Source organism: Streptomyces sp. NPDC001851 (assembly GCF_040297165.1).
Taxonomy (GTDB): Bacteria; Actinomycetota; Actinomycetes; order Streptomycetales; family Streptomycetaceae; genus Streptomyces.
Map to the genome: position 1 here is coordinate 205,694 of NZ_JBEOYR010000002.1, position 17,477 is coordinate 223,170.

Consider the following 17,477-nt stretch of genomic DNA (forward strand, 5'->3'; position numbering starts at 1 on the left):
GGCGTGGACCCCTTGGCGTACGCCCACCGGCGGACCGGTGCCGTTACCGGTGCCGGTGCCAGTGCCAGTGCCAGTGCCGGTGGATGGTCATGTCCGCCCGCGCGCGGAGTCCTCCCGTCCGTCCTTGGGCCCCCACTCCGCCAGCACCTCGGTGTCGGTCGCCCGGGCGTGCAGGTGGTAGTCGGCCCACGCGGCGATGTCCGGGTAGGCGCACTCCGCGGTCAGCCGGGCGACGGCCGCCGGTATGTCGTACGGCGTCACCCGCAGGTCGGTGCCGGGGCCGAGGAGGCACCAGTGGGCGCCGGGGCGGCCGTAGGGCATGCCGACGCTGCCGGGGTTGACCACCAGGCGGCCCTGCGCGAGGCGGACGTAGGGCATGTGGGTGTGGCCGCAGACGACCGTGCCGACGTCGGGTGACAGTCCGGTGAAGACCTCCGACCAGCGGGCCGGACGGGAGTCCACCAGGACCAGTTCCTCGTCGTCGCGCGGGGTGGCGTGGCAGAACAGGACCGTGCCGAGACCGCGGACGCGCAGGGTGAGGGTCCTGGGGAGCGCCGCGAGGAAGTCCACCTGGTCCTCGCGCAGGGCCCGGGCCGCGAACGGCCCGATGGGGTCGGGTATCCCGGTGCGCTCCCCGCGCCGGTACTCCACCAGCTCCCGGTCGGCGTTCCCCGCCAGCCACAGCACCCGGTCGCCCTGCTCCCGCAGCAGGTCCAGTACCTCGGCCGGCTGGGGGCCCGCCGTGATGTCGCCGGTGAGGACGATGCGGTCGGCCGCGGCCACCTCCGGTTCCGCCAGGACCGCCTCCAGGGCGGGCAGTACTCCGTGGATGTCGGAGAGGACCGCCAACCTGCCGTAGTACTCCGTCACTTCATTCCCCCGGTTTCCGTTCCAGCGCCCCCGCTCCCGCTCCCGGCTGAGGTCAGTTCGACTGCCGCCGGCCGTCGCGGACCCATGTCACCGCGACGAGAGCCGCGGTGACGTACATCACGATGCTGGCGGTGGCCACGGATTCGACATACGGCTCGTAGCCCCCTGCGCGGAGCTGGAGCGTGAGGAAGGCGAGAGCCGTGCCGAGCGCGGCGATCGCGGCGGTCAGGGAGGCGAACGGGACCTTGTTCATGGGCAGTTCCTCCGATCTGTGAGACGACTGGTCGCTCCCGAGTCTATGTATCTGCCCTCGGCCATCCCCGTCAGCCGTCCCTGCGCGTACCCGGACGCCTCTCTTGTCCTCCCTGTCTCCTCTCCGTTTCCTCCCCTTCCTCCTCCTGCTTCTCCAGCGCCTGCGCCAGCACCTCCGCCAGATGCAGGCCCCGCACCCCGGCCAGCTGTTCCAGCTGGGTGCGGCAGGAGAAGCCGTCGGCCAGGATCACCGTCTGCTCGGCTGCTTCGCGGACGGCGGGGAGGAGTTGTTCCTCCGCACAGGCTCTCGACACCTCGAAGTGGCCTTCTTCGAAGCCGAAGTTGCCCGCGAGGCCGCAGCAGCCGCCGCTCAGCTCGCCGGTGAGGCCCGCGGCCTCGCGCAGCCGGCGGTCGGGGGTGTCGCCGAGCACCGCGTGCTGGTGGCAGTGGGTCTGGCCGGCGACCGGGCGGCCGACGACGGGAGGGCGCCAGTGCGCGGCGTGCCGTTCGAGGGTCTCGGCGAACGTCTCGGCCAGCGAGGCGAGTTCGGCCGCCCGGGGGTCGTCGGACAGCAGCTCGGGCAGGTCGGTGCGCAGGGCGGCCGCGCAGCTCGGTTCCAGGACGACGACCGGGACGCCCGCTCGCAGCACCGGGTCCATGAGGTCGAGCGTGCGCTTGAGGACGCTCCGGGCACGGTCGAGTTGGCCGGTGGAGATGTAGGTGAGGCCGCAGCAGACCCGGGCCCGGCGGGCGGCGAGGAGCGCGGTGGCGGCCCGGGTGCGGCCGTCACCGATCGCTCCCCGACGGGGCCGGAGGGTGGGCGGGAGGGTCACGCGCAGGCCGGCCGCCTCCAGCACCCGGACGGCGGCCCGGCCGACGGACGGGGACAGGTGCTCGGTGAAGGTGTCCGGCCAGAGGACGACCAGGTCACCACCCGGACCGGAGCGGTCGGCCTCCTGCCCCGGACCACTTGCCCCCGGCACCGAACTACCCGACCTCGGCACCGAACCGCCCACCTCACTGACCGAGCTACCCGACCCGGTGACCGAACCACCCGACCCCGACACCAAACCGACCACCCCCCGCCCCGCCTTCCTCCGGCGCCACCAGCCGGTGAACGTCTCCGTCGCCAGCCGGGGGATTTCCCGCTCCGCCGTGATCCCGCACAGCCGCTTCCCCGCGCGGGCCAACGGGGCCACCGAGGCGAGGGCGTTGAGCAGGGAGGCCGTGTGGGTGCGGGCCACCCAGCTCAGCCAGTACGGCAGGCGGCCCATGCCGAGGTGGGCGGCGGGGCGGCGGCGGCCGGCGTAGTGGTGGTGCAGGAACTCCGCCTTGTAGGTGGCCATGTCCACGCCGACCGGGCAGTCGGAGCGGCAGCCCTTGCAGGACAGACACAGGTCGAGGGCGTCGCGGACCTCCGTCGAGCGCCAGCCGTCGGTGACCAGCTCGCCGGCCAGCATCTCGTGCAGCAGCCGGGCGCGGCCGCGGGTGGAGTGCTCCTCCTCGCCGGTCGCCCGGAAGGACGGGCACATCACAGCGGGGCCGGCCGCCGTGGTCGTACGGCACTTGGCGACGCCGACGCAGCGGCGGACGGCCGCACGGAAGTCGCCGCCGTCGGCACGGTAGCCGAAGGCCACGTCGACGGGTCCTCGCGGCAGCACGGAGAAGCGGAGGCCGGTGTCGAGCGGGGCGGGGCGGACCAGCATGCCGGGGTTGAGCAGGTCGTCGGGGTCCCAGACCGCCTTGGCCCGCTCGAAGAGCCGGACCGTCTCGGCGCCGTACATGCGCGGCAGCAGCTCCGCGCGGGCCTGCCCGTCGCCGTGCTCCCCGGACAGCGAGCCGCCATGCTGCACCACCAGGTCGGCCAGTTCCTCGGAGAAGCGGCGGAAGCGGCCGACGCCGGCCTCGGTGAGCAGGTCGAAGTCGATACGGACGTGGATGCAGCCGTCGCCGAAGTGGCCGTACGGCGTGCCGCGCAGGCCGTGCGCCGACAGCAGGGCGCGGAAGTCCCGGAGATAGGCGCCGAGCCGGGCGGGGGGCACCGCGCAGTCCTCCCAGCCGGGCCAGGCCTCACCGCCGTCCGGCATCCGGGTGGCCGTGCCGCTCGCGTCCTCGCGGATGCGCCACAGGGCGCGCTGGGCGGCCGGGTCCGTCACCACCAGGGAGTCGACGACGTCGGCCGCGCGGACGATGTCCTCCGCACGCGCGCGTGCCTCGGCCGGTGACTCCCCGCCGGTCTCCACGAAGAGCCAGGCGCCCCCCTTGGGCAGTCCGGCCGGCGAGCGCACCAGGTCGGCCGCCATGCCCTCCACCGTCAGCGGGCCGAGCGGCAGCAGCCCGGCGGCGGCCTCGGCCGCGGCGCTCTCGTCGGCGTACGCCAGCACGGCCAGGGCGCGTGCGCGGGGGGCGCGCACCAGCTGGACGACGGCTTCGGTGAGGATGCCGAGGGTGCCCTCCGAACCGCAGAAGGAGCGGGCGACATCCGCGCCCTTCTCGGGCAGCAGTGCGTCCAGTGCGTATCCGGAGATGCGGCGGGGCAGGTCCGGGAAGCCGGTGCGCAGGCGGGCCAGTTCGCCGTCCGCCAGCTCGCGCAGTCCTTCCGGCGCGCCCGCCCAGTCCCGTCCGAGCCGCAGCCGGCGTCCCCGCGCGGTCATGACGGACAGCTCGCGCACGCTGTCCGCGGTCGTCCCCCAGGCCACCGAGTGCGAGCCGCAGGAGTTGTTGCCGATCATTCCGCCGAGCGTGCACCGGCTGTGCGTGGCGGGATCCGGGCCGAGGCGCAGGCCGTGCGGTGCGGCGGCCTCCTGGAGCCGGTCGAGGACGAGCCCCGGCTGCACGACGGCCGTACGGGTGCCCGGATCCAGCTCCAGCAGGGCGTTCATGTGCCGGGTGAAGTCCAGCACCACGCCGGTGCCGGTCGCCTGCCCGGCGATCGACGTGCCGCCGCCGCGTGCCACCACGGGCACCCCGCGCGCCCGGCAGACCTCCAGTGCGGCGGCCACGTCGTCGGCGTCTCTCGGGGAGACCACGCCCAGCGGGACACGCCGGTAGTTGGACGCGTCCATGGTGACCAGCGCCCGGGAGGTGGTGTCGAAACCGACATCGCCCCGGACGGCACCGCGCAGCTCCGCTTCGAGACCCGAGTGATCCGTCATGCGTCCAGGATGCATCCGCTCACGGACAGTCACCGAAAGTTTTCCACAGCCCTGCGCATATCGTCGTACTACTTCACAAGTCCACGCTTCGGTGATCTCGTCTCATCCGACGGACGCTGGTGTGCCCGGTTTCGCCCCGCGGGATACCCTCCGACTCGTGGCCGACATCCAGATCCCCGCTGACATCAAGCCCGCCGACGGACGCTTCGGCGCTGGTCCCTCCAAGGTGCGCACCGAGGCGCTGGACGCCCTCGCCGCCACCGGCACGTCCCTCCTGGGCACCTCACACCGCCAGGCCCCCGTCAAGAACCTGGTGGGCCAGGTCCGTGAGGGCATCAGCTCCCTGTTCTCCCTCCCCGAGGGCTACGAGGTGGTCCTGGGCAACGGCGGCTCGACCGCCTTCTGGGACATCGCCACCCACGGTCTGATCGAGAACAAGTCCCAGCACCTCACCTTCGGCGAGTTCTCCTCCAAGTTCGCCAAGGCCGCCAAGCTTGCGCCCTGGCTGGCCGAGCCGACCGTGGTCTCCGCCGACCCCGGCACCCACCCCGAGGCGCGGGCCGAGGCGGGCGTCGACGTCTACGCCTTCACCCACAACGAGACCTCGACCGGCGTCGCCATGCCGATCAAGCGGGTCGAAGGGGCCGACGAGGGCGCGCTCGTCCTCGTGGACGCGACGAGCGGCGCCGGCGGCCTCCCGGTCGACATCGCCGAGACCGACGTCTACTACTTCGCCCCGCAGAAGTCCTTCGCCTCCGACGGCGGCCTGTGGATCGGCGTCTTCTCCCCGGCCGCGATCGAGCGTGCCGAGCGCGTCCACGCGTCCGGCCGGCACGTCCCGGAGTTCTTCTCGCTCCCGACCGCGATCGACAACTCCCGCAAGAACCAGACGTACAACACCCCCGCGCTGGCCACGCTCTTCCTCCTCAACCAGCAGCTGGAGTGGCTCAACGGCCAGGGCGGCCTCGCCTGGTCCACGGCCCGCACCAAGGACTCCTCGACCCGCCTGTACTCCTGGGCCGAGGAGTCCAAGTACGCCACCCCGTTCGTCGCCGACCCGGCCAAGCGCTCGCAGGTCATCGGCACGATCGACTTCGCGGACGAGATCGACGCGGCCGCCGTCGCCAAGGTGCTGCGCGCCAACGGCATCGTGGACACCGAGCCGTACCGCAAGCTCGGCCGCAACCAACTGCGCGTCGCGATGTTCCCGGCGATCGACCCGGCGGACGTCGAGGCGCTGACGAAGTGCGTCGACTACGTGATCGAGAAGCTCTAGCGGCTGGAGCTACGACGGCGAGGGGCGCCCGGTGCACGCCGGGCGCCCCTCGCTCGTGCCACGCGCCGGTCTCAGCCCCGCAGCTCCGTCAGGAACTCGGTCAACGCGGCGTTCACTTCCTCCGGCCGCTCCTGCTGCGTCCAGTGGCCGCAGCCCGGCAGCACGATCGGCTCGCGACGCAGATCGGGCATCAGCTCCGGCAGCCTCGCGATCAGTTCGGGGGTGCCCGGGAAGGCCGGGACCAGGTCGCGGTCGCCGTACATGTACAGCGCGGGCCGGCTGACGACCGCGCCGTGCCAGGCCGCGGTCAGCTCCCAGTTGCGGTCCAGGTTGCGGTACCAGTTCAGGGCGCCGGTGAAGCCCTTGGCGTAGCTGTCGGTGAGTTCGTCCAGGTCCGCCTCGGTGAACCAGTCCGGCAGCGTCTCCGGGTCGGCCATGTCCGCGAGCCAGCCCCGCTCCGGGTCGGTGACCAGGGCCGCGTCGGGGCGGCCGGCGCCGGGGCCGTCACCGGAGGCCGAGTAGAACAGCTTGCGCAGGGCGGTGCGGGCGTCCCTGCCGAACTCGGCGTCGGCGACCCCCGGCCGGTCGAAGTAGTTCCAGTAGAACCGCCCGCCGAACCGCTCCTGCATGGCGGCGAGCGGCGGTCGCTCCCCGCGGAACGGCGGCGGCACGCTCAGCCCCGCGACGCCGCGCACCACGTCGGGCCGCAGCAGCGCGGTGTGCCAGGCCACCGGCGCGCCCCAGTCGTGGCCGACGACGAACGCCTCCTTCTCGCCCAGGGCGTGGATCAGCCCGACCACGTCCCCGACGAGATGGAGGATGCTGTACGCGTCCACATCCTCCGGGTGATCGCTGCGGCCGTATCCGCGCTGGTCCGGGGCGACGACCCGGAACCCGGCGGCGGCCAGTGGCCCGAACTGGTGGCGCCAGGAGTGCCAGGACTCCGGGAAGCCGTGCAGCAGCACGACGAGCGGGCCCTCGCCCTGCTCCGCGATGTGCAGCCGGATACCGTTCACGTCGATCATGCGGTGCTCAACCATGGGGCGAGCCTACGCCTGTACGTTGCATGCAATTGCTGGTCGGCTACGTGTCGCCGGGGCCCCTCAGCCGCGCCGCCGCAGCCTCCGCAGCCCGAAGAGGGCGAGCGCTCCGACCGCGACGACGACGGCACCGACCGTCAGGCCCCCACCGCTCCCGATCCCGAACCCGCCGCCGATCCCGGCCCCGGCCGTGGCCGAACCCCCGCCGCCGGACGGCGACTCGGCGGCGCTCCGGCCCGGCGCGGCCTTCGCCACCACCTCGCTGTCCGCGCCCTCGCTGCTGTACAGCAGCGTGGTCCCGTCGACGGAGTACGTGATGCCCTCTCCCTGCCCCTGAAAGGGCACGTCGAGCTGGCCCGCGCGCTTGATGCGGCCGCCGTTCCAGTCGTAGTGGATCCCGCCCAGGTACCCGCGCACGGCGAGTTGCCGCCCGTCCGGCGAGAAGGCCGCGTCCGTGGCCCAGAGGTCGACCGGGGCGATCGGCTTGAAGATGTTCGCGCCGGAGGCGGAGAGGGTGGCCGGGCCCTCGTACAGGTGCCCGCCGTCCTCCTTCTTGTCGATGATGTAGACCCGCCCGGTCTTCGGGTGGACGATCAGCGACTCGGCGTCCCGCGGCCCGTTCGCGTACTTCACGACGTACTGCGTGGCGGTGACCGTCTGGTCCTTCAGCTCCTTCGGTTCGGGCAGCCGGTAGATCCACACGTACGGCCACCTGCCGCCGAAGTTGTCGCCGATGTCGCCCAGGTAGATCTCGTTGTGCGGCCCGATGGAGACGGCCTCGACGTCCCGCGGCGAGCCGATGCCGCGCAGGGTGATCCGGGCGACGGTCTTCCCGCTCCGGCTGTCCACGGCGTAGAGGTACGGCCCGTCGCCGCTGTCGTTGTGCGTCCAGTAGACGCCGGGGTGCAGGTGCGAGGCGGCGAGCCCGCTGGACTCGGTGATCCGCGGGTCCTTGAGGGTGAACCCCTGGTCGCCGTCCCCGTCGGCGGCGGAGGCGGGCAGCACGCAGGCACCGGCGAGCAGCACCCCGGCGAGAACGGCGAACGATCGACGCATGTCCCAAGCGTGCCATTCCCCCCGCGGGTTCACCGGACGGGTTCCCGCAGGGGGTCGTCGTACGTGGTGGGCCTCACATCCCATCGGTGTGCGTGATCGTCCATCATGAGCGGATGCTCAGGTTCATGCCCGTAGGTGACTCCATGACGATCGGGAGCGCCGGCGAGCACACATGGCGCTACCGGTTGTGGCGTCATCTGCGCGACGCGTACGACGGCCCGTTCACCTTCGTCGGCCCGCGCGAGGAGCTGTACGACAAGGCGGCCGACGCCCCGGCGTCCCTCGCCTACGCCGACCCCGGCTTCCCGCGCCGCCACCTGGCGGGCTGGGGCGAGGGCTGGCTGCACATGGCCCCGCTGATCGGCGACGCCGTGCGGGCCCACCGGGCGGACGTGCTGCTGGTCTCGCTGGGCCTGATCGACCTGGGCTTCTACACCAACGCCGAGCAGACGGCGGAGAACGTACGCGCCTTCATAGCGGGGGCCCGGGAGGCCGAGCCGCGCATCCGCATGGTGCTGCTGCCGGTGATACCGAACATCCGCGCCGAGGTGGACGAGCCGTTCGCCGCGCAGGTGGACCTCTTCAACGACCTGCTGGCGAAGTGCGTGGCCGACCTGGACGAGCCCCGCTCCCCGATCCTGCTGGCCTCGCGGCCGGAGGGGTACGACATCCGCACCGACACCTACGACGGCACCCATCCCAACGCGAGCGGCGAGCACCGGATCGCGGGGGCCTTCGCGGGGGCGATGCGGGAGGCGTGGGGGGTCGGACACGTGTACGCGGCCGGAACGGATTGACCGGATTCCGGCGTCTCCAGGTCACCGTGCGTATCGTTGAAGTGCGCGGCTGCACCTGTGCGTGGGGCAGCCGGGGAGGAGCGCCATGATGACCGTCCTTGAAGACAGGATCGAGATGGCCGAGGAGAGCGGCGAGCTGACTCTGGACGACCTGTTCGAGTCGCTCGAGCGGACCACCCCCGAGGGATACAAGGTCGACATCGTCGAGGGGGCCATCTTCATGTCGCCGCAGCGGGACACCCACTGGGAGATCATCCTGGACATCGTTGAGCAGTTGCGCACCAAGTACCCGCGCAGGCGCGTCAAGTCGGACGTCCGGATCGACTACCCGGGCCACCTCAACGGCTTCTGCTCCGACGTCACGCTCGTGGCCGAGGACGCCGAGAAGACACCCAACGGCCTGTGGCAGTGCAAGGACGTCGAGTTCGTCGCGGAGGTCGTCTCGAAGGGCACGGGACACAACGACTACGGCCCCAAGAAGACGGCCTACGCCACCGCCGAGGTGCCCGTCTACCTCATCGCCGATCCCTACCAGGGCAAGTGCCACCTCTACAGCCAGCCGAAGGACGGCGAGTACGTCAGCGAACTGACGGTCGCCTTCGGAGCGGACGTCGACATGACCACGACCCCCCTCGGCCTCACCCTCAAAACCGACGAGTTCCCCCGCGACTGACCGTCGGTGGGCCCTTGCTTCGAGCGCACTTCAAGCCGTTGGCTGGAGGACCATGGAGTACACGCAGCTTGGACGCACGGGACTCAAGGTCAGTCGGCTCGTCCTCGGGACGATGAACTTCGGGCCGCAGACCGACGAGGCCGACAGTCACGCGATCATGGACGCGGCGCTGGACGCGGGCATCAACTTCTTCGACACCGCCAACGCGTACGGGTGGGGGGAGAACAAGGGGTGGACCGAGCGGATCATCGGCAACTGGTTCGCCAAGGGCGGTGACCGCCGCGACAAGGTCGTCCTCGCCACCAAGGTCTACGCCAACATGGCCCTCGACGCCCAGCCCGGCCGGCCCGCCTGGCCCAACCACGACAAGCTCTCCGCGCTGAACATCCGCCGCGCGGTGGACGCCAGCCTGAAGCGGCTGCAGACCGACCACATCGACCTCTACCAGTTCCACCACATCGACCGGAACACGCCGTTCGAGGAGATCTGGCAGGCCATCGACACCCTGGTCCAGCAGGGCAAGATCCTCTACGTCGGCTCCTCCAACTTCCCCGGCTACAAGATCGCCCAGGCCAACGAGACCGCCGCCCGCCGCGGCGGCACCATGGGGCTGGTCAGCGAGCAGTGCCTGTACAACCTCGCCGAGCGGCGCGCCGAGATGGAGGTCATCCCGGCCGCGCGGGACTACGGCCTCGGGGTCATCCCGTGGTCGCCGCTGCACGGCGGACTGCTCGGCGGGATCCTCAAGAAGGAGGTCGAGGGCGGTCGCCGCGCTTCCGGCCGGGCCGCCGACACCCTCAAGAACCCCACCGCCCGCGCCCAGGTCCAGGCGTACGAGGACCTGGTCGACAAGCACGGCCTGGAGCCCGGCGAGGTGGCCCTGGCCTGGCTGCTGACCCGGCCCGGCGTGACCGGTCCGATCGTGGGCCCGCGCACCGCGGAGCAGCTGGAATCGGCGGTCAGGGCCGTGGAGCTGGAGCTGAGCGAGGAGCTGCTGGCCGGCCTGGACGAGGTGTTCCCCGGTCCGGGTCCCGCCCCGGAGGCCTTCGCCTGGTGAGCGCCCGGTAGGGGCGCGGGGAACCGCGCGACCAGCCACCACGGGCCCGCGGCCGGACAGCCCGTCCGCAGTTCCCCCGCTCCTACCTGACAGCCGCCGAAACAGCCACCACCACGAACATCAGCACCAGCACACCGGCCATGATCCGGTTACGAGTCTTCGGGTCCACGTATCCGAGCCTAACCGGCCCCGCCCAGGGACCAGCGGGCAACCGGCTCGTACCGCGGCTGCTCCCCCGCCACCCCGGACCTCGGCAGGTGGCTGCGGACCAGGACCAGCTCGTCGACGGTCCAGGTACGGCTGCCGAAGGTGCGCAGCGCCTCCACGTACGGCCGTACGTCCACCGAGTCCCGGCTTCGGGCCACCGTCAGGTGGGCCTTGTAGCGCCGGTGCTCCCCCATCGGCACGCCCGCCTTCCGCGCCGCCGACTCCGCCCGGTCGGCCAGCAGCCGCAGTGCCTCCACCTCGCCGGAGGCGCCCGTCCACAGGGCCTTGCCGTGCCCGAACTGTCCGCCGCCGGAGAGCGCCAGGGCGAAGGGGGCCGTGCGGCGGGCCGCCCGGGCCAGGCGGTCCGACAGGTCCGGTACGAGATCGTCGGTGACCTCGCCGTAGAAGGCGAGGGTGAAGTGCCAGCCCGGGCGGTCCGTCCAGCGCAGCCGCTCCGCGCCGGGCAGCCCCTTCAACTCGGCGACCTCGACGGCGAGTTCCTGGACGACGTGCTCCGGGGGGAGCACCGCGGCGAAGAGTCTCATGCCCTCACCTTCGCAGACGCCGATCGGCGAGGAGCGCGGGGAGCCGCACCCCCTGGTGCTACGCCGCCGTCGCCAGCTCCTCCCGGTCCCTCGGGACGAAGCGGAGCCGTGGGTGGCCGCGGTTCCAGCGCAGCGTCACCCGCAGACCGCCGACGCGGGCCAGGACCAGGCCGATCACCGCGGCCGCCGCGGCGGAGACGACGCCGCCGAGGGCGAAGCCCACCCTCGCGCCGTAGGTGTCGGTGATCCAGCCGACGACCGGCGCACCCAGCGGTGTGCCGCCCATGAACACCATCATGAACAGGGCCATCACCCGGCCGCGCATGGCCGGGTCGGTGGCCATCTGGACCGCGGTGTTGGCGGTGACGTTGACGGTGAGGCCGAAGACGCCGATCGGGATCATCAGCAGCGCGAAGAGCCCGTACGACGGCGCCAGCGCGGCCACCACCTCCAGCGTGCCGAAGGCCAGCGCGGCGGCGATCAGGATGCGCAGGCGGGCCGTGCCGCGCCGGGCGGCCAGCAGGGCGCCGCCCAGGGAGCCGACGGCCATCAGGGTGTTGAAGAGGCTGTAGGAGCCGGCGCCGGAGTGGAAGACGTCGTCCGCGTAGGCCGACAGCCACACCGGGAAGTTGAAGCCGAAGGTGCCGATGAAGCCGACCAGGACGATCGGCCAGATCAGCTCCGGCCGTGTGGCCACGTAGCGGAGGCCCTCGCGCAGCTGGCCCTTGCCCCGCGGCGCACGCTCGACCACGTGCAGTTCACGGGCGCGCATCAGCAGCAGGCCGGTGATGGGAGCGGCGAAGGACAGGCCGTTGGCGAGGAACGCCCAGCCGGTGCCCACCCCGGTGATCATGAGGCCGGCGACGGCGGGACCGACCAGGCGGGCGGACTGGAAGTTCGCGGAGTTCAGGCTGACCGCGTTCTGCAGCTGCGCGGGGCCGACCATCTCGGAGACGAAGGACTGCCGGGCCGGGTTGTCGACGACCGTGGCGAGACCGACGGCGAAGGCGGCGACGTAGACGTGCCAGACCTGGACGTGGCCGGAGAGGGTGAGGAACGCGAGCGCGAGACCGGTCACCGCCATCGAGGCCTGGGTGACCAGCAGCGTGGGGCGCTTGGGCAGGCGGTCCACCAGGACACCGCCGTAGAGGCCGAAGAGCAGCATCGGCAGGAACTGCAGGGCCGTCGTGATGCCCACGGCCGCGGAGGAGCCGGTGAGGCTGAGGACGAGCCAGTCCTGGGCGATGCGCTGCATCCAGGTGCCGGTGTTGGAGACGACCTGGCCGATGAAGAAGAGCCGGTAGTTCCTGATCTTCAGCGAGCTGAACATCGAGGACTTGCGGGAGGTGGGGGTAGGAGTGGTCGGTGCGGGGGCGGAATCTTTTCCGGATCCCGTACTCAAAAGGGTTCGCCTCCTTGCGGTATGTCCTTACAGATGGGCGAGCTTCTCCAGCACGGGGGCGGCGGCGCGCAGGGCGGCCCACTCGTCCTCGTCGAGGCCCTCGACCAGGCCGGCCAGGAACGCGTTGCGCTTGCGGCGGCTCTCTTCGAGCATCGCCTCGGCCTGCTCGGTCTGGGTGACGACCTTCTGGCGCCGGTCCTCGGGGTGCGGCTCCAGCCGGACCAGTCCCTTGGCTTCGAGCAGTGCGACGATGCGGGTCATCGACGGCGGCTGGACGTGCTCCTTGCGGGCCAGCTCGCCCGGCGTGGCCGAGCCGCAGCGGAAGAGGGTGCCGAGCACCGACATCTCGGTGGGGCTCAGCGACTCGTCGACCCGCTGGTGCTTGAGCCGACGGGACAGCCGCATCACGGCGGAGCGGAGGGAGTTCACGGCGGCCGCGTCGTCGCCATGGGTGAGGTCCGGCATGTTCTTTAGGGTAACTCATTACCCTCGCTAAAGAACACCGGGACACGCCCGATACCGCGTGATACCCGCCACTGGCTCCGACGATCACCCGTATGAGTGAGTCGGTTCAGGAAAGTGACGCACCGGACGGCCGGATGTGGCGACCCTCGTATCCATGGGGACCAGTGTGCTCAGCCTGCGGATGGACCGGGACCTGCTCGAAAGGCTCCGGCACCATGCGGCGAAAAGAGGAATGAGCGTGCAGGACTATGTGGTCCGCACGCTCATCCGGGACGACTTCGACGAGCGGTTCCAGGCCGCCGTCGAGGAGACGGAGAAGTTCTACGGCGTCACCTGACGCCCACCGGTCACATGAGCCCCAGCGCGGGCATCAGGTAGTAGAAGGCGAACACCGCCGAGACGACGTACATCGCGACCGGGATGTCCCGGAACCGGCCGGCGGCCAGCCGCAGGACGGTGAAGGTGATGAAGCCCATGCCGATGCCGTTGGTGATCGAGTAGGTGAACGGCATCATCAGCATCGTCACGAACGCCGGGATCGCGATGGTGTAGTCGGCCCAGTCGATCTCCTTGACCGAGTTCGACAGGATCAGGAAGCCGACCGCGACCAGCGCCGGGGTGGCCGCCTGGGACGGGACCATCGTGGCGATCGGGGTGAGGAACAGCGCGACGGCGAAGAGGCCGCCGGTGACGACGTTCGCGAGGCCCGTCCGGGCACCCTCGCCGACCCCGGCCGTGGACTCCACGAACGCCGTGGTGGCCGAGGACGAGCTGGCACCGCCCGCCGCGACCGCGAGGCCGTCGATGAAGAGGACCTTGTTGATGCCCGGCATGTAGCCCTCGGCGTCGGTCAGCTTGGCCTCGTCGCTGACGCCCATGATCGTGCCCATCGCGTCGAAGAAGCACGACAGCAGGACCGTGAAGACGAACAGGACGCCGGTCAGCACGCCGACCTTGGAGAAGCCGCCGAACAGGCTGACGTGCCCGACCAGGCCGAAGTCGGGGGTGGAGACCGGGTTGCCCGGCCACTTCGGCACCGTCAGTCCCCAGGACGGGATCGTGGTGACCGCGTTGAGGACCACCGCGAGGACGGTCATGCCGACGATCGAGATCAGGATGGCGCCCGGCGCCTTGCGGACGATCAGCGCGAAGGTGAGCAGCACGCCGAGGACGAAGACCAGCACCGGCCAGCCGTGCAGATGACCGCCCGTGCCGAGCTGGAGCGGGACGGTGGTCTGGGCGGCGTCCGGCATCCGGGTGACGAAGCCCGAGTCGACGAGGCCGATCAGCATGATGAACAGGCCGATACCGATGGAGATCGCCTTGCGCAGGCCGAACGGCACGGCGTTCATCACGCGCTCGCGCAGCCCCGTGGCCACCAGCAGCATGACCACGATGCCCGCGAGGACGACCATGCCCATGGCGTCCGGCCAGGACATGCGGGGTGCGAGCTGGAGGGCGACCACCGAGTTCACGCCGAGGCCGGCGGCGAGCGCGATCGGCACGTTGCCGATGACGCCCATCAGCAGGGTGGTGAACGCGGCCGTGAGCGCGGTCGCCGTCACCAGCTGGCCGTTGTCCAGATGGTGCCCGTACATGTCCTTCGCGCTGCCGAGGATGATCGGGTTCAGCACGATGATGTACGCCATCGCGAAGAAGGTGGCGAAACCACCGCGGATCTCACGGGCGACGGAGCTGCCCCGCTCGGAGATCCTGAAGTAGCGGTCGAGAGCGCCGAAGACGGGCGCGCCGCCCGGCTTCTCGGGGGTGGGCGCCTTGGCAGGTGCCGAGGTGGACATGCGAGACCTCATCTCCGACGAGGTTCCCCCGAGCCCCATTGGAGTTTCATACGAGCGGAAGTGGTCAAAGGCAAACGGTTTCAGTATGAACGTATGACTGCGGAAGCGCTATCTCCGCGCGTAGACACACAGGGGAGGGGCAGCGAAGGGACGGCGCATAAGCTGTGCGCATGGCCAAGTGGACCCCCAAGCACGAGGCGCCGGAGCCCCTGGAGGGGCCCGTGGTCGCCACCATCACCGGCGGCACGATCGTGTGGTTCGTGCTCTTCCTGGTCCAGCTGCCGTTCTACGGCTGGTTGGAGGACCACGGGCACCTGTGGTGGCTGTGGACCTGCCTGGCCGGGGGCGGCCTCGGGCTGATCGGCATCTGGTACGTCCGCAAGCGGGACGCGGCGATCAAGAGGGCGGCCGGCCCGGGGGCGACGCCGGCCCAGTGACCCGCAAAGCGGGCAAGGGGGCACATCCGCACGTACCGTCGATGTCATGAGCCACATAGACGCGGGCGCCGAGCTCGACCCTGTGCATCCCGTGGCCCCGCCGAAGAGACCCTCGGCGGGGCTGACCGGCGCAGAAGTCGCGGACCGCGTCCACCGCGGCCTCGTCAACGACGTTCCGGTGCGCAGCAGCCGGTCGCTGGGCGAGATCGTCCGGGGCAATGTCTTCACCCGGTTCAACGCGATCATCGGCGTGCTCTGGCTGGTCACACTGTGCGTCGCGCCGATCCAGGACGGCCTGTTCGGCTTCGTGATCCTCGCCAACACGGGCATCGGCATCGTCCAGGAGTGGCGGGCCAAGCAGACGCTCGACTCGCTCGCGGTGATCGGGGAGGCCCGGCCGACCGTACGCCGGGACGGCAGGGCCACCGAGGTCGCCACCGACGAGATCGTGCTGGACGACCTGATCGAGATCGGGCCCGGCGACAAGGCCGTGGTCGACGGGGTGTGCGTGGAGGCCGACGGGCTGGAGATCGACGAGTCGCTGCTCACCGGCGAGGCCGACCCCGTCGTCAAACGCCCCGGCGACCCCGTTCTCTCCGGCAGCTTCGTGGTCGCGGGCGGCGGCGCCTTCCAGGCGACCAAGGTGGGCCGCGAGGCGTACGCCGCCCAGCTCGCCGAGGAGGCATCCCGCTTCACCCTGGTCCACTCCGAGCTGCGCACCGGCATCTCCACGATCCTCAAGTACGTCACCTGGATGATGGTCCCGGCGGCGATCGGGCTCGTCGTCACCCAGCTCGTCGTCAAGAGCACCGACGTCAAGGACTCCGTCGCCCGCACGGTCGGCGGCATCGTCCCGATGGTCCCCGAGGGGCTGGTGCTGCTCACCTCGGTCGCCTTCGCGATCGGCGTCATCCGGCTCGGGCGCAAGCGGTGCCTGGTGCAGGAACTGCCGGCGATCGAGGGGCTGGCCCGCGTCGACACCGTCTGCCTGGACAAGACCGGCACCCTCACCGAGGGCGGCATGGACGTCACCGAGCTACGGCCGCTCGACGGGGCCGACGAGGGGTACGTGCGCAAGGTGCTCGGCGCGCTCGGCGAGTCCGACCCGCGCCCCAACGCCTCCCTGCAGGCGATCATCGACGCCTACCCGGACAGCGAGGACTGGCGGTGCGTGGAGTCGCTGCCCTTCTCCTCGGCCCGCAAGTACAGCGGGGCCGCGTTCAGCGAGGCCGACGGCGACACCAGCACCTGGCTGCTCGGCGCGCCGGACGTCCTGCTCGCCGACGGCGACCCGGCGCTGGCCGCCACCGAGCGCCTGAACGAGCAGGGGCTGCGGGTGCTGCTGCTGGCCCGCGCGAGCCGTGACCTGGACGACCCCGAGCCCGCCCATGGCGCCCGCCCCACCGCCCTGGTCGTCCTGGAGCAGCGGCTGCGGCCCGACGCGGCCGACACCCTGCGCTACTTCGCCGACCAGAACGTCCACGCCAAGGTCATCTCCGGGGACAACGCGGTGTCGGTCGGCGCGGTCGCCGCCAAGCTGGGCCTGGCGGGTGCGACGGTGGACGCCCGGCACCTGCCCGCCGACCGGCCCGGCATGGCCGAGGCGCTGGACGGGGGGACCGTCTTCGGGCGGGTCACCCCGCAGCAGAAGCGGGACATGGTGGGCGCGCTCCAGTCGCGCGGGCGCACCGTCGCGATGACCGGTGACGGCGTGAACGACGTGCTCGCGCTGAAGGACGCCGACATCGGGGTCGCCATGGGCTCCGGCTCGGAGGCGACGCGGGCGGTGGCGCAGATCGTGCTGCTCGACAACAGCTTCGCGAGCCTGCCGTCGGTCGTCGGCGAGGGCCGCCGGGTGATCGGCAACATCACCCGGGTGGCGACGCTGTTCCTGGTGAAGACCGTCTACTCGGTGCTGCTGGCGGTGCTGGTGGTGTGCGGGCAGGTGGAGTACCCGTTCCTGCCCCGGCACCTGACCCTGCTCTCCACCCTGACCATCGGCGTCCCGGCGTTCTTCCTGGCCCTGGCCCCCAACAAGGAGCGCGCGAAACCGCACTTCGTACGGCGGGTGATGCGGTACTCGATCCCGGGCGGGGCGGTCGCCGGGGTGGCGACCTTCGTGATGTATCTGGTCGCCCGTGGCTACTACACGGGAAGCGACCGGCTGGGCCCCGAGACCAGCGCGGCGACGTTGACCCTGTTCCTGGTCTCCCTGTGGATCCTGGCGATCATCGCCCGCCCCTACACCTGGTGGCGGCTGAGCCTGGTCGCCGCGATGGGAGTGGCGTTCCTGCTGGTGCTGGCCGTACCGGCGCTGCAGGGCTTCTTCGCGCTGAAGCTGGTGGGCGTCACGATGCCGTGGACCGCCGTGGGCATCGCGGTGGTGGCGGCGGCCGCCCTGGAGTTCCTGTGGAAGTGGGTCGACCGCCGCTTTCCCGACTAGGGG

16 protein-coding genes are annotated in these 17,477 nt (G+C 71.3%); 7 read left to right on the forward strand and 9 right to left on the reverse strand.

What is annotated here, in order from left to right; genetic code table 11:
* Positions 1–87: 87 nt before the first annotated feature.
* From ABT171_RS03935 to ABT171_RS03945, 3 genes are all read right to left on the reverse strand, one after another.
* Positions 88–870: a metallophosphoesterase family protein gene (locus ABT171_RS03935; protein WP_351239506.1), complete on the reverse strand. Its 783-nt coding sequence runs from the start codon at positions 868–870 to the stop codon at positions 88–90.
* Between the two features lie 52 nt (positions 871–922).
* Positions 923–1,123: an SCO3870 family protein gene (locus ABT171_RS03940; protein ID WP_351239508.1), complete on the reverse strand. Its 201-nt coding sequence runs from the start codon at positions 1,121–1,123 to the stop codon at positions 923–925.
* 70 nt (positions 1,124–1,193) lie between these two features.
* A complete protein-coding gene (locus tag ABT171_RS03945) occupies positions 1,194–4,277 on the reverse strand; it encodes an FAD-binding and (Fe-S)-binding domain-containing protein (protein ID WP_351239510.1) in 3,084 nt (1,027 codons plus the stop codon).
* 157 nt (positions 4,278–4,434) lie between these two features.
* Here ABT171_RS03945 and serC point away from each other — a divergent pair, with 157 nt between their 5' ends.
* Entirely contained in the window at positions 4,435–5,553 is a 1,119-nt protein-coding gene (gene serC, locus ABT171_RS03950; protein WP_351239512.1) for a phosphoserine transaminase, read from the forward strand.
* 71 nt (positions 5,554–5,624) lie between these two features.
* Here the strand turns inward: serC and ABT171_RS03955 are convergent, their stop codons facing one another.
* A complete protein-coding gene (locus ABT171_RS03955; protein ID WP_351239514.1) occupies positions 5,625–6,593 on the reverse strand; it encodes an alpha/beta fold hydrolase in 969 nt (322 codons plus the stop codon).
* 63 nt (positions 6,594–6,656) lie between these two features.
* Complete coding sequence (locus tag ABT171_RS03960) at positions 6,657–7,649, reverse strand: WD40 repeat domain-containing protein (protein ID WP_351239516.1); 993 nt, start codon at positions 7,647–7,649, stop codon at positions 6,657–6,659.
* A 113-nt stretch (positions 7,650–7,762) separates the two neighbouring features.
* Here ABT171_RS03960 and ABT171_RS03965 point away from each other — a divergent pair, with 113 nt between their 5' ends.
* The 3 genes from ABT171_RS03965 (at position 7,763) to ABT171_RS03975 (ending at position 10,176) form a co-directional block, all read left to right on the forward strand.
* On the forward strand, positions 7,763–8,446 hold the full coding sequence (locus tag ABT171_RS03965) for an SGNH/GDSL hydrolase family protein (protein ID WP_351239518.1): 684 nt from the start codon (positions 7,763–7,765) through the stop codon (positions 8,444–8,446).
* Positions 8,447–8,534: 88 nt separating this feature from the next.
* On the forward strand, positions 8,535–9,119 hold the full coding sequence (locus ABT171_RS03970) for a Uma2 family endonuclease (RefSeq protein WP_351239520.1): 585 nt from the start codon (positions 8,535–8,537) through the stop codon (positions 9,117–9,119).
* Between the two features lie 52 nt (positions 9,120–9,171).
* Positions 9,172–10,176 carry an aldo/keto reductase gene (locus tag ABT171_RS03975; RefSeq protein ID WP_351239522.1) on the forward strand — a complete coding sequence of 335 codons (1,005 nt, stop codon included), beginning with the start codon at positions 9,172–9,174 and terminating at the stop codon, positions 10,174–10,176.
* A gap of 179 nt (positions 10,177–10,355) precedes the next feature.
* Here ABT171_RS03975 and thpR read toward each other — a convergent pair whose 3' ends face one another.
* From thpR to ABT171_RS03990, 3 genes are read right to left on the reverse strand one after another with little or no spacing between them, the layout of a single operon-like run.
* Complete coding sequence (gene thpR / locus ABT171_RS03980; protein ID WP_351239524.1) at positions 10,356–10,928, reverse strand: RNA 2',3'-cyclic phosphodiesterase; 573 nt, start codon at positions 10,926–10,928, stop codon at positions 10,356–10,358.
* 58 nt (positions 10,929–10,986) lie between these two features.
* Positions 10,987–12,330, reverse strand: coding sequence for an MFS transporter (locus ABT171_RS03985; protein ID WP_503073377.1), 1,344 nt, complete (start codon positions 12,328–12,330; stop codon positions 10,987–10,989).
* Positions 12,331–12,357: 27 nt separating this feature from the next.
* Positions 12,358–12,795 (reverse strand): MarR family winged helix-turn-helix transcriptional regulator, encoded by a 438-nt coding sequence (locus tag ABT171_RS03990; RefSeq protein ID WP_076087155.1) that lies wholly within the window; start codon positions 12,793–12,795, stop codon positions 12,358–12,360.
* A 154-nt stretch (positions 12,796–12,949) separates the two neighbouring features.
* On the opposite strand from ABT171_RS03990, the gene ABT171_RS03995 reads away from it, so the two are divergent.
* A complete protein-coding gene (locus ABT171_RS03995) occupies positions 12,950–13,132 on the forward strand; it encodes a ribbon-helix-helix protein, CopG family (RefSeq protein WP_351239526.1) in 183 nt (60 codons plus the stop codon).
* Positions 13,133–13,142: 10 nt separating this feature from the next.
* Here the strand turns inward: ABT171_RS03995 and ABT171_RS04000 are convergent, their stop codons facing one another.
* The gene (locus ABT171_RS04000; protein WP_351239528.1) at positions 13,143–14,594 is read right to left on the reverse strand and encodes an NCS2 family permease; all 1,452 of its coding nucleotides are present in this window, start codon (positions 14,592–14,594) and stop codon (positions 13,143–13,145) included.
* 170 nt (positions 14,595–14,764) lie between these two features.
* Between ABT171_RS04000 and ABT171_RS04005 the strand changes: the two genes are divergently transcribed.
* A complete protein-coding gene (locus ABT171_RS04005; RefSeq protein WP_351239530.1) occupies positions 14,765–15,031 on the forward strand; it encodes a DUF2530 domain-containing protein in 267 nt (88 codons plus the stop codon).
* Positions 15,032–15,077: 46 nt separating this feature from the next.
* Positions 15,078–17,474, forward strand: coding sequence for an HAD-IC family P-type ATPase (locus ABT171_RS04010; RefSeq protein ID WP_351239532.1), 2,397 nt, complete (start codon positions 15,078–15,080; stop codon positions 17,472–17,474).
* Positions 17,475–17,477 lie beyond the last annotated feature (3 nt).